The following is a 16,666-nucleotide window of genomic DNA, read 5'->3' on the forward strand; positions in this document are numbered from 1 at the left end:
TAGACTGGGTGAGCATTGCGTAATTCGTTCTCAGCTGCAACAGAATAAATTTCAGCCAGACTGGAACTGAACAATAGGGCTGCATCTACTCGTACAAAAAATAGAAGTGCGAAGGTCGCTAAAAAAGTCTTTTTTGCCGACATACTGAGATTCAACATAAGCCTTACCCTTTATGCCAATAGATCATAAAGAAAAGGCCGGGGTAAGTCACCCGGCCTGTTAACCCATCAACTCAGAGAAATGTTTTTGTTGTAATACGAGCAAAGAATCCTTTTAGAAGAACATTATCGCGCCGACATTTAAGGCATTGGTGTCATCAGACCCAACAGAGGTCTCACTCTCCATATCGGAATACTCAGCCATCAAGGTCAGGGCGGGAGTCAGGTTATGATAGACACCGAGTGTGATACGGGTATTCTCAACCTCGGTGAGCTTTTCCTGCTCACTTTCACTCCAGTGCAGCCCCAACTTGGTGTTGCCCATCTTATAGGTGCCCTGCAGATAGTAACCACTGGACTCTTCTGCATCACCGGTTGTGGCATCGAAACCGGGGAATACCAGACCGCCGAGGGCCAGAGTTGACATGCCTTCACCATCGTAGATATAGGCGGCCAGGCCAAAATCACCAAGACCAAGCTTGCCGAAAATATCCCAGCCTCTCATGGTGCTATCGTTATCGCCTCCCAGATCCATGTCCTGGTTAATGAAGGTTGCGGAGACCATACCGCTCATGTCTCCATCCCATTTATAGCTGGCCTTACCGTGAAAGCCTGGAGAATCCTGGCCTGCGGCGGAACCGCCGGTGGCATTACCGTTCATGGGATTGAAGATACCGATGGTAGCGGAGAAACCGCCCATATCCGGTGTGGTCCAGTTGATCTGTGCCAGGCGATCAACATAGACATAGCCATAACCGAGTCCACCCAAGGTGGTATGTCCCGGATTGTCGGCGGTGAAGGTAGGACCAATGCCGACCAGGCTGATATCGTTGAGGATGGCATCCAGGCCAAACAGACCGAAGTTACGACCTGCGGTCACGGTACCCATGTCGTCGTTACCGAACGTCAGATAGACCTGACGGGCATCGACCGTGGAGAAGGCCAAAGCATCGCTTCCACTCCCACCCTGTGATGTCAAGCCATAATAGACATTGATGTGCGCGCCTAAATCATAGCCGTTTTGATTGGTTGTTGCGCTGAAGTTGAGTGACGCAGGCAACAGTCCATTGGATACAGTGTGTGCGTCATCATCCGTTGAACCACAGGCGAGTCCGGCCAGGGTGGTACCTCCCGAGTTAAAATCACCGCTGTCACATGATGTTACTGTGTAAAAGGCGTTGATATTGCCGCCTAGGCCTAAAGTCCAGTCTCCGGCCTGCCAGTTGACCGCCTGGGCAGTGCCAGCGCCTGCCAGACAAACTCCTCCCAGCATTGCCAATACGAGTTTGGATTTGTTCATATCGAGTTGGGCTCCTCTCATTGGGTTTTATATAGACGGCCGTCGAAGGCCGTATCTGTCGTTACGACTTGAATCACTTTCTGTTACAAAAAAAATACACAGCTCCTCTGTGTGGCCGAATCTGCAATCACTATGCCACTATGATTATTGATAGAAATAACAATATGATAGGAGGGTTACTGATCAGAGCGACAGTATTGTGATGGGGTGTAGTGTCCCTTTTTTAAGACATTAACCAAGGACCAGTTGTGCTAATGTGGGACAACTGTTGGAGTTATGGTGAGATACCTATTGACCACAATCCGCTTGGATTGTTGCAATATGCTATAAATCTTGTGCCATCAAAAGATACAATCCTTGTTGTGAATTGATACTTTACCGGAGTCAGCAAGATCCGGGACTCTGCATCTCATCTGATCCCTATTGTTGTACTGCTGTTTTTTAAAGGTACTACCATATAGGTAAGTGTGGTATTTACATGGAAGTTGAATTTTTGCGATTAATTCTGTCTGAGCAATAGTATTGTAAATGCTGTTGTGCTGAATTGGTTTTTGGCACAAGTGTAAAACAGAAACACCAGGATGCGGGATTGGCATAAAACAATCGGCAACATATTTAAAATAGACTTTCACTATCTTTGTAAATTGTTTGCTATTGGTTTGTCTGTCTATAGTAGTCTGTTATCCTCTAAACTTACTGCATACGTCGGCATGTTATGAATGTGCCTCCTGCTGACAACAATTCTGAAGTGAAGTCACATGTATAGAATCATCGCTTGTTTACTCTTCTTCGCAACTTGCCTACCTGTTAATGCTATGGAGCAGCTGCGGGTAGGAGTGCTTCAGTTTGGCACAGTGAATTGGGAAATGGATGTCATCATCCGTCATCAACTCGATGTGAAGAATGGTTTCACGATAAAAATCGTGCCATTGAGTTCTAAAAATGCCAACAGCATCGCACTGCAGGGTGGCGCCGTCGATGTGATTGTTAGTGATTGGATCTGGGTGAACAGGCAGCGGGCGGTAGGAAAGGATTACACCTTCTTTCCCTATTCGCTCACTGTTGGTGGTTTATATGTACGCCCCGATTCAGGTATAAATCAGCTGTCTGATTTAAAGCAACTTAAACTGGGTGTGGCCGGTGGCCCTGTCGATAAAAGTTGGCTGTTGCTGCAGACCTATGGACGAAATCAGGGATTGGATATTGCTGCTGCTGTAGAGCCAGCGTTTGCCGCACCACCGCTGCTTAATCAGCTCATGCTCAAAGGCGATCTGCCCGCGGTGCTGAACTTCTGGCACTACGGTGCGCGCCTTGAAGCGGCAGGAATGCGTCCGCTGATCGATGTCAAATCGATGCTTAATGGTCTTGATATAAAAGAGCCTGTTCCCATGTTGGGATGGGTTTTTTCATCCCAGTGGGCAGGTGAACATCAAGCGCTGATCGAGGGATTTATACATGCCTCATATGCAGCGAAACGGATATTGGCTGATAGTGACGAGGAGTGGGAGATAATCGCACCACTGACAAAGGCAAAGAATGCAGCAACCCTGAACAACCTGAAACAGGCCTATCGAACAGGCATACCCTATGGGTTGAAGAAGAATGGAATGAACGTTGCATCCCTGGTATTCGATATGTTAGCCAAGGAGGGGGGTAAAAAGTTGGTGGGTGAGGCGGCGCTGTTGCAAGCCGGTACCTTCTGGCAGGTTTTGGACAGCGGGGAGTTGATTAAAAAAGATGTTGCAGGGCAGTAATTGGGGAAGGTGGCTTTTTCTCTCTGTTTTTATACTTATCTGGCAGATAGCGGCGTATCTGCTGGAGAGCGATCAACTGCCAGGCCCATTGGCGGTCCTGCAATCACTCTGGTATCACTTGATTGAAGGTGATTTGCTGAATAGCATCATTGTCACCTTACGCCGGGTCGTGCTGGCTTTTACCCTGGCTATGCTGGTCGGTATTGTAGTGGGCTTTCTGATGGGGCGTTTCCCCCTGATTGACACCATTCTGGATGGCGTTCTGATCATGGGATTAAATATCCCTGCACTGGTGATTATCATACTTTGCTACGTCTGGTTCGGATTGGTCGAAGCAGCGGCGGTGGCAGCGGTTGCGATCAATAAGATGCCATTGGTGGCGGTGACGGTACGCGAGGGCGTGCGGGCGATCGACCAACAACTGCTGCAGGTTGGCGAGGTGTTCAGGGTGCCGCTTGTCAGATCCCTGTTACATATCTACATGCCTCAGCTCTATCCCTATCTAATCACCGCTGCCCGTTCCGGACTCTCCCTGATCTGGAAGATTGTATTAGTGGTTGAGTTGCTTGGGCGCAGTGATGGGGTGGGTTTTCAGCTCAACACATTTTTCCAGTTCTTTGACATTACCAGTATCCTCGCCTACACCCTGGCATTTGTGCTGGTGATCTACAGTATCGAGTCATTGTTGATGCGGCCCTTGGAGAACTATTTAACCCGGTGGCGCTCGTGAAAGGTTGCCGTGTAAAGATAAGAGAGAAGTCCTTTGGTGAGATCTCGGTCATCCAGAATCTCGAGTTTGAGATTGTAACCGACGCGTTTATCAGTATGGTGGGCCCTTCTGGTGCCGGTAAGAGTACCCTGCTTAACATTCTCAGCGGATTGGATACCGACTTTGATGGCAGCCTGGAGTGGGTGGGTGGGGGTCCAGGTTGTGTCAGTTATGTTTTTCAGGATCCCCGCTTGATGCCCTGGCTGACTGTCAGAGAAAACGTCGAGCTCGTTATGAGCGATGCCAAAAAAGAACGTGCATGGATCGACCACCTGTTGCAAATGGTAGAACTCTATGACAGGTCAGAGGCATTTCCAGGACAACTCTCAGGCGGCATGCAACGGCGTGTGGCATTGGCAAGAGCGATGGCCATAAAGCCGGATATACTATTGCTGGATGAACCCTTATCATCCCTGGATGCCCCAACAGCAGCGTCACTGAGAGAGATGGTGCTTGAGCTCTGGCGGAATCACTCAAGCGCGGTGATGCTGGTGACCCACAATCTGAATGAGGCATTGGAATTGGCCGACCAGGTGCTCTTCCTCTCAAAGGGGCCTGCCAGTATTATCCATGAGGAAGTAGTACAGCCGTCAAGGATCGATCCTGCAGTCGAGCGCGATTCGGATCAGCTGACTAGAGCCCTGCTGCAGCGCCATCCTGAAATACTCTCCGGGATAGCTGCCTTGGATGGAAGAAAATATAAGTCCGCAAATAAAAGCAAATAAACGCAAATATTTTAAAATTCAAACTAGGCTGAGGCTTGCCACACCGATCAGGGTTGGATTTATTTCATAACCCGATTTCCGTATTTCCATACTTCGGTATAGAAACGCAGAATCAATATGCGTTGATTAGCATTTATTTGCGGACTTTTCACTTTCCCCATGCCTGCGCATTCTCAACAGGCATAGAGGTTAGTGTTATCGTTTAAAAAAATCCGAGCGGGTTGATGTCGTAGCTGACCAGCATGTTCTTGGTTTGCTGGTAGTGATCCAGCATCAATTTATGGGTTTCGCGACCGATACCCGATTTCTTGTAACCGCCAAAGGCCGCGTGGGCGGGGTAGAGGTGGTAGCAGTTGGTCCAGACCCGTCCTGCCTCAATGCCTCTACCCATGCGGTAGGCGCGGTTCATGTCCCGGGTCCACAATCCGGCGCCGAGTCCAAACTCGGTGTCGTTGGCAATGGCAAGTGCTTCCGCCTCGTCTTTGAAGGTTGCTACCGATACCACTGGCCCGAAGATCTCTTCCTGAAAGACACGCATCTTGTTATGGCCTTTGAGCAGTGTTGGTTGAATATAATAGCCATCACTATAGTCATCATCCATGGCTTCCGTATCGCCGCCGACGATCACTTCTGCGCCTTCTTCTACGCCGATCTTCATGTAGCTGAGGATTTTGTCATATTGCTCTTGAGATGCCTGGGCGCCCACCATGGTTTCGGTATCGAGTGGATTACCCCGTTTGATCTGCTGTGAGCGCTGGATGACTTTTTCTATGAACTCGTCATAGATCGATTCCTGAATCAGTAAGCGGGAAGGGCAGGTGCATACTTCGCCCTGATTGAAGAAGGCGAGTACCGCACCCTCTACCGCCTTGCTGACGAATTCGTCCTCTTGATCCAGCACATCCTCGAAGTAGATGTTGGGAGACTTGCCGCCCAGCTCCACTGTCGAAGGAATAATGTTCTCGGCGGCACACTTGAGGATGTGGGAGCCGACCGGGGTGGAGCCGGTAAAGGCGATCTTCGCGATACGGGTGCTGGTTGCAAGCGCCTGTCCAGCCTCATTGCCGAAACCGTTGACCACGTTCAAGACACCAGGCGGTAGCAAGTCACCGATCAACTCTATCATCACGAGGATTGAAGCCGGGGTCTGTTCTGCCGGTTTCAGTACGATACAGTTACCTGCGGCAAGCGCCGGCGCCAGTTTCCAGACTGCCATCAGGAGAGGGAAATTCCAGGGTATGATCTGCCCCACCACGCCATAGGGTTCATGATAGTGATAGGCGACGGTTTTTTCATCGATCTCACTCATGCTACCTTCCTGGGCACGCAGACATCCGGCAAAATAACGAAAATGGTCGACAGCGAGCGGTACATCCGCATTCAGTGTTTCACGTACCGCCTTACCATTGTCCCAGGTTTCCGCAACTGCCAGCAGCTCAAGGTTCTGTTCAATCCGATCTGCGATCCTGAGCAGTGTATTGGAGCGCTCGGTTACCGAGGTTTTACCCCAGGTGTCTTTTGCCCGGTGTGCCGCATCGATGGCCAAATCCACATCGAGTGCGGAGGAGCGGGGAATTTTGCAAAAGCTCTTACCGTTGACTGGACTGATATTCTCGAAATAGCGACCTTCCACCGGGGCAACCCATTCGCCACCAATATAGTTTTCGTAGCGGGATTTGAACTCAATCTTACTACCTGGTTGGTTGGGTTCAACATAGATCATGGACTTCTCCTCATAGATTATTGAGTAACATCGTTATGGCTTTATGCTCAAAGATTATTTTTCAAACTTGATCCGTTATGCAGATAGCAGAGAACATGCCAAAGTGATGCTTGAGGATGGATTTAACTTTTATGTTTATATTCAGCGAGATATAAACTGAGATAGAAATAGTGGAATAAAATGAATGCATGGGTACAGATTCGAACTGAGTGAACTGTACGATTACTCAACAACTGTTATGAAATGAAACAGGAAATCACCAGGCATGTCTTGGGACATGCCATGTCTCTGCTTGAAACCGCGGCTGCGAAAGTTTGCCGGGATTTAACGGTTGTCTTGTTTAATGTCGTGTTTTTGGATCTTGCGATAGAGCGTGTTTCTGCTCATATCGAGGGCTTCCGCAGTACGCGATATGTTCCAGTTATAGGTTTTCAGTGCATTCAGAATTACCATATGTTCTGCGGACCTTAGAGGATTGTCTGAGGTTGCTTCAACATGAGTGGGTTCTTCGCTTTGCACGGTCGGTGCAGCCATCTCCTGGGGCTGGCTAAGGGGAGGCTTTATATTCCGTCCAACCAGGGTCGGCAGATTGATATGGGATGCATCGATGACGTCCCCATCACACAGGGCAACAGCGGTTCGTATAACATTCCGCAGTTGACGCAGATTGCCCGGCCAGGGATATTTCAGCAGATGTGAAATGGCTTCCGGGGTGATTTGCAGTTTCTTGCCGGTATCGTTTTCCGCCTCGAGGACCTTGAGGATGATATTGCGCAGATCCTGGCGCTCTCTGAGAGGCGGTAAGTAGAGAGTGATACCGTTGAGTCTATAGTAGAGGTCTTCGCGAAATGCACCCTCATTGATCAGTTGTACAAGGTCGCGATGGGTCGCGGCCACGATGTTGAGATCGACCTTGATCAGCTCCTCCGCGCCAAGGGGGACAACCTCTTCCGTTTCGAGTACGCGTAGCAGTCTGGATTGCATATTCAGCGGCATATCGCCGATCTCATCCAGGAACAGGGTGCCGCCGCTGGACTCTATCAGCTTTCCGCGCCGTCCCTCTTTGCGTGCCCCGGTAAAGGCGCCATGTTTATAACCAAACAGTTCGCTTTCGATGAGTGACTCGGGGATTGAGGCGCAGTTCAAGGCAACAAAGGGTTTATCCTTGCGCTTACTTGCCTTGTGCATTGCCTGAGAGAAGAGGTCCTTGCCGGTTCCCGTTTCTCCCTGCAATAGAATCGGGATACGCTTATCAATCACCCGTAGTGCACGTTTGGCCGCATCCAGCATCTGCGGATCTTCACCGGCAAGTTTATTCAGGTTACAGAGTTCCCCGCGACACTCATCGGGACTTTGGGTGGCGGGTTTGATCGTGAGCCCACGCAAAGGTGCCGGTTCCTTGTACTTGTAGATGAAGCCGAAAAAGCGCGCACCGCTCTCCTGGTGACGGAAAGGTAGCACGGTACCTTCATTTGACTTTGAGGCGAACAATAAACTATCGAGATCATTACCCACAAGTTCAGACAGGCTCTTGCCGATCAGCATACTCCTATCGTGAATCCCAAGCAGTTGTAACGCGATGATGTTGGCAGCGAGAATCCTATTGTCTTCACCTAGCGCAAGCATCGCTTCATTCGGCAATGCGACACACTCCACGCGACTGTGAAAACGCAATACCCGTTGATTGCGGAATTCACGCAGAAAATATCGGCCTTCAATCAGGCGTGCATAACTGACGACCAAGGCACGGGTATGGATCTGCGAGGCACGCGAGTCCTGCGTGCCGCAACAGGATGCGTCCAGCACGGTAAGCAGATTGCCATGCGGGTCGAGTATCGGCGATGCCGAGCATGAGAGGTCGATGTTTTGTCTGAGAAAATGTTCATCACGGTGCACGGTTACCGGGCGCCTTTCCGATATACAGGTGCCTATGCCATTGGTACCGACATGCCCCTCTCCCCAGTCCGCTCCCTGCCACAATCCAGCCTTCTTGAACTCCTCGGTCAGATTATCCTCGACCTGATGATGCAGGATGAGACCTTTGTTATCGGTCAATATGACGGCATAACCGCTACCGGATAGTGCCGATGCCAGATTGGCCAACTCCGGTTCTGAGAGCCTGATAAAGGCATCGAAACGGGATCTGAGTTCATGCAGGGTCTGCGGTTCGAGAACATTCGGGCCGCGGGGCTTGAATGGGTCCAAATGATCATCATTCAAACAGCGTTGCCAGGATCTGACAATCTCACGCTCAATGCCTAGATCCTCAACACCATCACTCAACGCCGCCACTGAAGAGAGGCGCTGAGCATGTTGCCGAAGCTTCTGATTTTGGGTCATTTTCACTCCATCCGGTCATAATGGCAGTCAGTCTGCACTAGTTATTATTTTTTTGTTGTCGTAACAGTTAACTGTAGACGCTATGCAACCAATTTTGTATATAAAGTGTTCATTTTCGACACAATCGATTGTTCAAAAATGGCATAGCCAGTCAAATTGGATTTTGCCTTTTTCCGGCACAACGTGTGTGCCGTCGCAAAATCAAAGATCAAATTGTTAATCACGTCTCACGCTATTACAGTTCGTAATAATGCTTACAATAACAATCGGATACTGTCTATTTATAGTTCTTTATCAGGGCTTGTCGGCGGTGATTCAGCGGCTTGGAATATCCAGGTTTCAAGCCTGTTTCCAGGATCTCCCGGTAAATCGTCACAAGCATAAACCACCAACACTATTCATATAACATCAATTTCTATACCAACATGGTGGCGCGCTTTTTGCGAGGGCTTTAGGCACAATCATTTTCAGGTCGAAATCCTGTGTAAGGTCCGGGATCTATCCCGGTTTTGTGCGGAATTGGGCGGCTGGAATTTTCGGGTAGTTCACACAAAGTTGGGCGGGTAATTGGATGCTGGTGATCCCTCTACATTGGAAGATTACAAACACAGCAGGCGTTGTAACAACGACAGTCCAAGGCTCAGTCAGGAAGAAGTTCGGAGTAGTTGTAAAACACTTACGATCAGCTTTGATCCTTAGGTGTTTTGCTTTCAGGGAGTGGAGATAGAGACTATGCAGCATGTGATCATTGGAGCCGGACCCGCAGGTGTGGTTGCGGCCGAATCGATTAGAAAATTCGATAAATCCAGTACTGTCACATTAATCAGCAATGAATCGGAAAGGCCCTATTCACGACTGGAGATACCTCGGTTTCTGCAAGGCAAGATCGACGAAAAGGATACCTATCTCAGATGTGGCCAAAACTATTTTGCATCCCAGTCCATCGATGTATGCAAAGGCAGTGTTGTCAAGGTAGAGAGCCAGAATAATGCAATCAATCTGGCAGATGGCACCCGCTTGGAATATGACCGTTTATTGATTGCCACCGGGAGCCGGCCAGAAAAACCGAAGATACCCGGTAGTGAACTTCCTGGTGTGGTCAACTGCTGGACCCTCGAGGATGCAAGGAAGATTATCTGCAACCTGGGTATCAACAGCCGCTTGGTCGTTGTTGGCGGTGGCTTTATCGGATTCGTCATCATCGATGCACTGGCACGCACAGGTGCGCAGATAAACCTGATCGAGAAGGGTAAGCATGTCCTTCCGCACATGATGGACGATAACTCCAGCAGTCTCATACAGTCATGGTGCGAGGCGAAAGGAATTACGGTACAAACCTGCGTCGACGTCAAAGCGATTGATAGAAAGAGAAAGACGAATAAAAGCACCGGTTCGGGTTTGAATCAGCTCACCGTGTTACTGAACAGTGGTGAATCAATTACTGCGGACATGGTAATTTTCGCCACTGGCACAAAAATGAATACAACGTTTTTAGAGGGATCAGGGATTGCCTTCGATCATGGTGTGCTTGTGGACGAGCGCCTCAACACAACCCAGCCGAATGTATTTGCCGCCGGTGATGTTTGTCAGGGACTTGGCTTCTCTACGGGTGGACGAAGGGTGCAAGCCGTGCAACTTACCGCCAGTGAGCATGGCCGTATAGCAGCAGCAAACATGTGTGGTCTCAAGGCAAAATTATCAGGCAGTCTCACCATGAATGTGCTTGATACGCTGGGACTTGTCTCAAGCTCTTTTGGCACCTGGAATGGAATTCAGGGTGGTGAGAGTGCTGTCTATTCCTTAACAAGCAGCTACACATATCTGAATCTCCAGTTTGATGAGGAGAGACTGATCGGTGCATCCAGTATCGGTAATGCTGAACATCTACAGCTACTACCTAGATTGATTCATTCAAATTTACCCCTTAAAGGGTGGAAAAAGCGGCTCATGCAGGATCCGTGTCGCGTTGGTGAGGCTTATCATGCGCTCTCCCAGGGTGCCAGACAGTAGTTTGCTGGAACACTGTAAATACAACAATTGTGTTGAGTCTTGAATCACTGTCCCAAAAACATGACAGCACAGACAGGCTAGACACTTCCCGCCAAATATTCTTTTCAGTCCAAGCGTTTTCATTGTTTTTTAAATAAAAATAAGCGCTTAACAATAAACAAAAGCCAACAATTCCGTTTGGCCTGCTTCTTGCTCAAACGTCTAACCAGGAATGGGAGTTATCCAACAAACTGTCACGGGAACAGAACAATCCAATGAACCTGGAGGAGAAGAGATTATGATTTCCCAGCATCGAAACAAGATTTTCCGCAACGCGGTCGTGATAACCGGTCTCAGTGCCGCTATCACTTTTAGCGGAGCGGTAAGCGCACGTACGACTCAGGCTGAAATAGATGGTGATGCAGCAAGTACTGGCGATGTCCTGAGTTGGGGCATGGGCCAGCAGGGTCAGCGCTACAGCCCGCTCAAAAAAATCAATACCGGTAACGTAAAGAAACTGGTACCGGCATGGAGTTTCTCTTTTGGTGGAGAGAAGCAGCGTGGACAGGAGGCACAACCGGTTATCAAGGATGGAAAGATGTTCGTTACCGCCTCATATTCCAGACTCTATGCGATTGACACCAAGACTGGTCAAGAGTTGTGGCAATATGATCATCGCCTGCCTGATGGCATCCTGCCCTGTTGTGACGTGGTCAATCGTGGTGCCGCGTTGTATGACGATCTGGTGATATTCGGCACCCTGGATGCACGCATTATCGCTCTCCATCAAGACACAGGTAAGGTGGTCTGGCGTGCGAAGATTGATGATTACAAGGCGGGTTACTCGTTCACTGCAGCACCGCTGATCGTCAAGGACATGGTAATCACCGGGGTCTCGGGCGGTGAGTTCGGGGTCATTGGACGTGTTGAGGCACGTGATGCGAAGACCGGTAAGTTGCGCTGGATTCGTCCCTCGGTAGAGGGCCATATGGGTTACATATGGAAAGGTGATAAGAAGATGGAAAACGGTCTCACCGGGAACACCAACGCCACCTGGCCTGGTGATTTGTGGAAGACCGGTGGTGCCGCAACCTGGCAAGGAGGCACCTACGATCATGAAACCGATCTGATATTTTACGGTACGGGTAATCCCGCACCCTGGAATGCCCATCTAAGACCGGGTGATAATCTTTACTCAACTTCAACCTTGGCCATCGATCCGGACACCGGCAAGATCGCCTGGCACTATCAATACACACCCAACGATGGCTGGGATTACGATGGCGTGAATGAACTGGTTTCGTTCAACATCGGTGGGGATAAGTTGGCGGGTCATGCCGATCGGAATGGTTTTTTCTATGTCCTCGATCGTACTAACGGCGAGTTGAAAAACGCCTTTCCTTTTGTCAACAAGATCGATTGGGCGAAAGGGGTTGATCTCAAGACCGGTCGTCCTATCGAAACGGGTGTGCGTCCCGGAGATCCCACCAAGAGCAAAGACGGTAAGAAGGGTGACGTGGTATTTGTCGCGCCTTCATTTCTCGGTGCAAAAAACTGGATGCCCATGGCCTACAGTCCAGATACCGAGCTCTTTTATGTTCCCGCCAATGAGTGGGGCATGGATATTTGGAACGAGCCGATTACTTATAAAAAGGGCGCAGCCTATCTTGGCGCCGGTTTTACCATCAAGCCACTCAATGATGACTACATCGGTGCCTTGCGGGCGGTGGATCCAAAGAGCGGAAAGATTGTATGGGAATACAAGAATAATGCGCCGCTCTGGGGTGGTGTCATGACCACTGCCGGTAATCTGGTTTTTACCGGTACTCCGGAAGGCTACCTAAAGGCTTTTGACGCCAAATCTGGAAAAGAGCTGTGGAAGTTCCAGACCGGCTCCGGAGTGGTTGGCTGTCCGGTTACCTGGGAACAGGATGGGGAGCAGTACATCGCTGTACCTTCCGGCTGGGGTGGCGCGGTACCGCTGTGGGGCGGTGATGTGGCGAAGAAGGTCAAGTACCTGAACCAGGGTGGATCGCTCTGGGTCTTCAAGCTGTCCGACGTCTGATCAGTTGGGCCAGGGTCGGATATAGCACGCAATATCCGACCCTGGTTCAGGCCAAGCAACCTTATTACACAAACAACCAACTCAGTATTCGATAGATAAATAGCGAAAAGGGAAATTGTTGGATGATTATCATCTTTCGGTTTTCTGTTTGATTACCTGGAGTATTTCCACATGCAAAGCACAACATCTATTAAAGTCGTACTCGGTATAGTGCTATCGACTATTATTACGGGTAAGGCTTTAGCCCACGGCAATGTATCTCCTCAGGCTGTAGATACCAAGCATCTACCCCAATTGGGTGAGGATTGGCTCGAGGTCAATCCTTACAGAGACAATACAGATGCCGTGGCCACCGGGTCATCCGCCTACAATCAGAACTGCGCGCGTTGCCATGGACTGGGTGCTGTCTCCGGCGGGATCGCCCCCGACCTGCGCATGCTGCCACCTGAAGATGAAGGCGATGAGTGGTATATCTATCGTGTCCGTAACGGCGCTATACGTAACGGAATTACCTATATGCCGAAGTTTGAAGGCATCCTTTCGCAGGAGGCACTGTGGTCGATCCGGGCCTGGCTGGTGACTCTGCCTGTGGAAGAGTAATCACTGAGACATAACAATGAGAGAGTGATATGTATAGGATCAAAGACATCTTAATCTTTGCGGCTGCAATGGCCTCTCTTATGCTGCAGAGTCCGGCAATGGCCGAGGATGAATCCAGTGCCTTGGATCGGATTCGTGAACGGGGCGTCCTGGAAGTGGCTGTTTACAACAATTTTCCACCTTTTTCCTATCGTGATGAAAAAGGCAGGATTGTCGGAATAGATGCCGACATTGCACGAGCGCTGGCGAAAAGCCTTGGAGTCTCTGCGGCAATCAGGGTGGTGGGCGCGGATGAATCCATGGAAGATGACCTGCGCAACAACGTTTGGAAAGGCCACTATCTTGGGGGTGGCGTGGCAGATGTCATGTTGCACGTCCCCTATGATGCTGCATTTGCCGAAGAGAACGATCGGGTCCAGTTTGTTGCACCCTATTATCGGGAACAGGTTGTAGTGGCGGTGGAGAAAGGGGTCGGTACCAATCTTGACCCATTGGACTATTTCAGCCGCGAAAAGGTAGGTGTGGAGCTGGATACCCTGACCGATTTTTATCTTCTCTCCGCCTACAACGGAAAAATCCGCAATCAGGTCGTTCATTTTTCAAATATTGGTCAAGCGGTTGCCGCCTTGAAGAAGGGTGAGATTGCCGCTGTCGCCGGACCTCGCAGCGAGATTGAGTTCGCACTCGGAGAGCATGCTGACAACTATGCGGTTGGACCGATACAGATGCCGGGTTTGCGCACCTCCGGTTGGGATTTGGGGGCTGCGGTAAAACAGGGTAACAGTGTATTGGCTGAGGCGGTGGAGCAGGCGATGACCCAGCTGCGTAAGCAGAGCTCAGTAAGCAAGATATTTGCCCAGTACCGTTCAACTTATCAATTACCCAGCCGAATCAGACTGGTTAGGGTTGAATCGAATGGGCGAATCAGTCAGCGTGACTAACAGACAGGGTTGGCGTAGCTGGTTTGTCATTGCTCTTCTGACTGTGGTGTTGAAAGTGAGTGCTGTGGAAGCAGCAGATGATCTGTATCGCATACTCGGCCAGAATCAGCAGCAAGAATCAGTCGTGCTTGGAAGCTTAAAACTGGTTGATAGCGTGAATGGCAAAAGCTATCGCATCGAATGGGATGAGGGGCAGTTCGAAAACCACTTTCTCTCCATGCGTCCATTCAAGTGTCTTCCCCATCCTGTGCAGTTAATCTGTCACCTGCCTTACCCCTATGAAATCCAACGCCAGATAAGCGAGGATGACCTGACCGACCTGGAGTATGATCTACTGTTTCTGCATAAGACGCCTCAGGAATATGGCATCAATGCCTGGAACGGTCTCTATTTTAAATTTCAACGCAGCACAAACGGATTTATCGGCGAGTTGAGAGAGACCGATTTGAATGTGCTCCAGGCACCCCCGGAGGAGGGAGATCTGCGCCCCATCGATCCCGATGCCCTGTATGAGCCATCCGACAAGCATTGGCTACGACGCATCATTATCGATAAGGTCAGGTCCTAGTGAAGATATCGATTCACATTCTGCTTGTATCATTTGTCCTCGGCTGCCCAACGAATCCACTCCATGCACAACAAAACCTAGTTGACCCATTGAAATCGTCCATGTGGGAGGATATGCGTCTCTCACTCTTGGGTGGTGCCAAGGTTGTATTCGATGACAGGGTTCGGGTCTTGGCCCCCGATGATGCTGAGGACTCGATGAATGTACCTGTGTTGGTGGATGCTTCGGCACTGGGAAAAGTCTCGAGGATAGTTGTATTCGCGGAGCTCAATCCCATCCATAAGGTACTGGAGATGGAACCGCTGCATGCAAAGCCCTTGGTAGGATTTCGCATCAAGGTTCAGCAGGCCACGCCGATTCGTGCAGCGGTGCAGACACAGGATGGTCAATGGCATGTGGGCGGGCGCATAGTGGATGCGGCCGGGGGTGGCTGTACCCTGCCCAGCCTTGGCAGTGAGAACAGTGATTGGGCCAGCCGCATGGGAGAGGTGATCGGCCGCCTCTGGTCGAATAAGGATTCCACCCGTCTGCGACTGCGTATCATGCATCCCATGGATACCGGTTTGGTGCCGGGTATTCCGGCCTTCTATATCAACCGCCTGGAGTTTCTCGACCCAAAAGGGGAGACCCTCTCCCGTCTCTTCCTGTATGAACCGGTCTCTGGAAATCCCGTCATCACACTCGATCTGCCACAGCGGGATTCAGTGACCGTGATCGGGACGGATAACAATGGTAATCCGGTAGAGGCCAGGATTATGACTGGTTTGAATGAGGTAGAGCTATGATGATCCAACTGCGAATAGTTGTCGTCCTACTGCTTATCCTGGTCATCTTGCCCGTGTGGGCTGCCAAGGATTATGGCCTGAAGCCAGTTGAGATAGCACCTGGTACTTATGTATTGCTTGGTGAGAATGCGCATTTTAACTCCCGCAATGGCGGCAATATCGTCAATACCGCCTTTATCGTCACCGACGCGGGGGTGGTGGTTATCGATAGCGGCCCATCCCGGCTGTATGGGGAACAGCTGCGTCAGGTCATTGGCAATGTTACAGAGCTGCCGATTCTCAAACTCTTCAATACCCATCTGCATCCGGATCATATCCTCGGCAATCAGGCGTTTGAGGATATTCCCATTGCCGCCCTGGCGGGGACAATCGAAGGCATTCGTGATCAGGGAGAAAACTTCAACGACAACATGTACCGCTTAGTGGGTCCCTGGATGGTGGGTACCCGAGTGGTTGTGCCTACTGAAACCGTGCAACCGGGTATTCTCGAGATAGGTGGTCATCGTCTGCAATTGATCGAGATGCAGGGTCATTCCCATGCCGACCTGGTGATTCTGGACCAGACGACAGGGGTCCTGTTTGCAGCAGATGTTGTCTTCCATGGGCGTACGCCCACCACTCCCCATGCGGATGTGGCCCATTGGTTGAAGGCATTGGATAAGTTTTCCCATCTTGACTTCAAACTACTTGTGCCGGGACATGGTGGTGTGGTTGCTGACACCCGAGCCGTTGTTCAGACACATGACTATCTGCAATGGTTGGTGACCAGCCTGATTCTTGCCGCCGAGCAGGGAATGACCATGGCCGAAGTGCTGCGACTGGATGCGCCTCCTTCGATTGCCCGACTTGCGGTATTTCCAGAAGAGTATCAACGCTCTGTGGTGCACCTGTTTCCGGAGATAGAAGCGAAGGTGTTGAGTCGGGGCAGGGTTGTACAAGAGTGACCCGG

The 16,666-nt window shown here is 50.3% G+C and carries 13 protein-coding genes; 10 read left to right on the forward strand and 3 right to left on the reverse strand.

Features of this window, described 5'->3' with window-relative positions:
* Window positions 1–273: 273 nt before the first annotated feature.
* The gene (locus R2K28_RS05905) at window positions 274–1,458 is read right to left on the reverse strand and encodes a porin (RefSeq protein WP_316368440.1); all 1,185 of its coding nucleotides are present in this window, start codon (window positions 1,456–1,458) and stop codon (window positions 274–276) included.
* Between the two features lie 866 nt (window positions 1,459–2,324).
* On the opposite strand from R2K28_RS05905, the gene R2K28_RS05910 reads away from it, so the two are divergent.
* Genes R2K28_RS05910 through R2K28_RS05920 form a run of 3 tightly spaced genes read left to right on the forward strand, consistent with a single transcriptional unit; the run spans window position 2,325 to window position 4,706 of the window.
* Window positions 2,325–3,212, forward strand: coding sequence for an ABC transporter substrate-binding protein (locus tag R2K28_RS05910; RefSeq protein ID WP_316368441.1), 888 nt, complete (start codon window positions 2,325–2,327; stop codon window positions 3,210–3,212).
* Window positions 3,196–3,942: an ABC transporter permease gene (locus R2K28_RS05915; protein WP_316368442.1), complete on the forward strand. Its 747-nt coding sequence runs from the start codon at window positions 3,196–3,198 to the stop codon at window positions 3,940–3,942. Before R2K28_RS05910 ends, R2K28_RS05915 begins: the two co-directional genes overlap by 17 nt.
* On the forward strand, window positions 3,939–4,706 hold the full coding sequence (locus R2K28_RS05920; RefSeq protein WP_316368443.1) for an ABC transporter ATP-binding protein: 768 nt from the start codon (window positions 3,939–3,941) through the stop codon (window positions 4,704–4,706). Before R2K28_RS05915 ends, R2K28_RS05920 begins: the two co-directional genes overlap by 4 nt.
* 202 nt (window positions 4,707–4,908) lie before the next feature.
* Here R2K28_RS05920 and exaC read toward each other — a convergent pair whose 3' ends face one another.
* Both exaC and R2K28_RS05930 read right to left on the reverse strand, forming a co-directional pair.
* A complete protein-coding gene (gene exaC, locus R2K28_RS05925; RefSeq protein ID WP_316368444.1) occupies window positions 4,909–6,429 on the reverse strand; it encodes an acetaldehyde dehydrogenase ExaC in 1,521 nt (506 codons plus the stop codon).
* A 324-nt stretch (window positions 6,430–6,753) separates the two neighbouring features.
* Window positions 6,754–8,769, reverse strand: a complete 2,016-nt coding sequence (locus R2K28_RS05930) for a sigma-54-dependent Fis family transcriptional regulator (RefSeq protein WP_316368445.1) — start codon at window positions 8,767–8,769, stop codon at window positions 6,754–6,756.
* A gap of 732 nt (window positions 8,770–9,501) precedes the next feature.
* Here R2K28_RS05930 and R2K28_RS05935 point away from each other — a divergent pair.
* The 7 genes from R2K28_RS05935 (at window position 9,502) to R2K28_RS05965 (ending at window position 16,661) form a co-directional block, all read left to right on the forward strand.
* Window positions 9,502–10,779, forward strand: coding sequence for an NAD(P)/FAD-dependent oxidoreductase (locus tag R2K28_RS05935; RefSeq protein WP_316368446.1), 1,278 nt, complete (start codon window positions 9,502–9,504; stop codon window positions 10,777–10,779).
* A gap of 277 nt (window positions 10,780–11,056) precedes the next feature.
* Window positions 11,057–12,823 (forward strand): methanol/ethanol family PQQ-dependent dehydrogenase, encoded by a 1,767-nt coding sequence (locus tag R2K28_RS05940; protein ID WP_316368447.1) that lies wholly within the window; start codon window positions 11,057–11,059, stop codon window positions 12,821–12,823.
* A gap of 171 nt (window positions 12,824–12,994) precedes the next feature.
* On the forward strand, window positions 12,995–13,423 hold the full coding sequence (gene pedF / locus R2K28_RS05945; RefSeq protein ID WP_116447840.1) for a cytochrome c-550 PedF: 429 nt from the start codon (window positions 12,995–12,997) through the stop codon (window positions 13,421–13,423).
* Window positions 13,424–13,452: 29 nt separating this feature from the next.
* On the forward strand, window positions 13,453–14,364 hold the full coding sequence (locus R2K28_RS05950) for a substrate-binding periplasmic protein (protein ID WP_316368448.1): 912 nt from the start codon (window positions 13,453–13,455) through the stop codon (window positions 14,362–14,364).
* Window positions 14,357–14,932, forward strand: coding sequence for a hypothetical protein (locus R2K28_RS05955; RefSeq protein WP_316368449.1), 576 nt, complete (start codon window positions 14,357–14,359; stop codon window positions 14,930–14,932). Before R2K28_RS05950 ends, R2K28_RS05955 begins: the two co-directional genes overlap by 8 nt.
* Before the next feature lie 101 nt (window positions 14,933–15,033).
* The gene (locus R2K28_RS05960) at window positions 15,034–15,717 is read left to right on the forward strand and encodes a quinoprotein dehydrogenase-associated SoxYZ-like carrier (protein ID WP_316368450.1); all 684 of its coding nucleotides are present in this window, start codon (window positions 15,034–15,036) and stop codon (window positions 15,715–15,717) included.
* The gene (locus tag R2K28_RS05965; protein ID WP_316368451.1) at window positions 15,714–16,661 is read left to right on the forward strand and encodes a quinoprotein relay system zinc metallohydrolase 1; all 948 of its coding nucleotides are present in this window, start codon (window positions 15,714–15,716) and stop codon (window positions 16,659–16,661) included. The genes R2K28_RS05960 and R2K28_RS05965 overlap by 4 nt, the downstream gene beginning before the upstream one ends.
* Window positions 16,662–16,666: the final 5 nt, after the last annotated feature.

Source organism: Candidatus Thiodiazotropha sp. CDECU1 (assembly GCF_963455295.1).
Taxonomy (GTDB): domain Bacteria; phylum Pseudomonadota; class Gammaproteobacteria; order Chromatiales; family Chromatiaceae; genus Thiodiazotropha.

Bases quoted from the DNA above. Each gene is read 5' to 3' on its own strand.
- R2K28_RS05905 (WP_316368440.1), bottom strand. From the start codon at position 1,458: ATGAACAAATCCAAACTCGTATTGGCAATGCTGGGAGGAGTTTGTCTG.
- R2K28_RS05910 (WP_316368441.1), top strand. From the start codon at position 2,325: ATGGATGTCATCATCCGTCATCAACTCGATGTGAAGAATGGTTTCACG.
- R2K28_RS05915 (WP_316368442.1), top strand. From the start codon at position 3,196: ATGTTGCAGGGCAGTAATTGGGGAAGGTGGCTTTTTCTCTCTGTTTTT.
- exaC (WP_316368444.1), bottom strand. From the start codon at position 6,429: ATGATCTATGTTGAACCCAACCAACCAGGTAGTAAGATTGAGTTCAAA.
- R2K28_RS05930 (WP_316368445.1), bottom strand. From the start codon at position 8,769: ATGACCCAAAATCAGAAGCTTCGGCAACATGCTCAGCGCCTCTCTTCA.
- R2K28_RS05935 (WP_316368446.1), top strand. From the start codon at position 9,502: ATGCAGCATGTGATCATTGGAGCCGGACCCGCAGGTGTGGTTGCGGCC.
- R2K28_RS05940 (WP_316368447.1), top strand. From the start codon at position 11,057: ATGATTTCCCAGCATCGAAACAAGATTTTCCGCAACGCGGTCGTGATA.
- pedF (WP_116447840.1), top strand. From the start codon at position 12,995: ATGCAAAGCACAACATCTATTAAAGTCGTACTCGGTATAGTGCTATCG.
- R2K28_RS05950 (WP_316368448.1), top strand. From the start codon at position 13,453: ATGTATAGGATCAAAGACATCTTAATCTTTGCGGCTGCAATGGCCTCT.
- R2K28_RS05960 (WP_316368450.1), top strand. From the start codon at position 15,034: ATGTGGGAGGATATGCGTCTCTCACTCTTGGGTGGTGCCAAGGTTGTA.
- R2K28_RS05965 (WP_316368451.1), top strand. From the start codon at position 15,714: ATGATGATCCAACTGCGAATAGTTGTCGTCCTACTGCTTATCCTGGTC.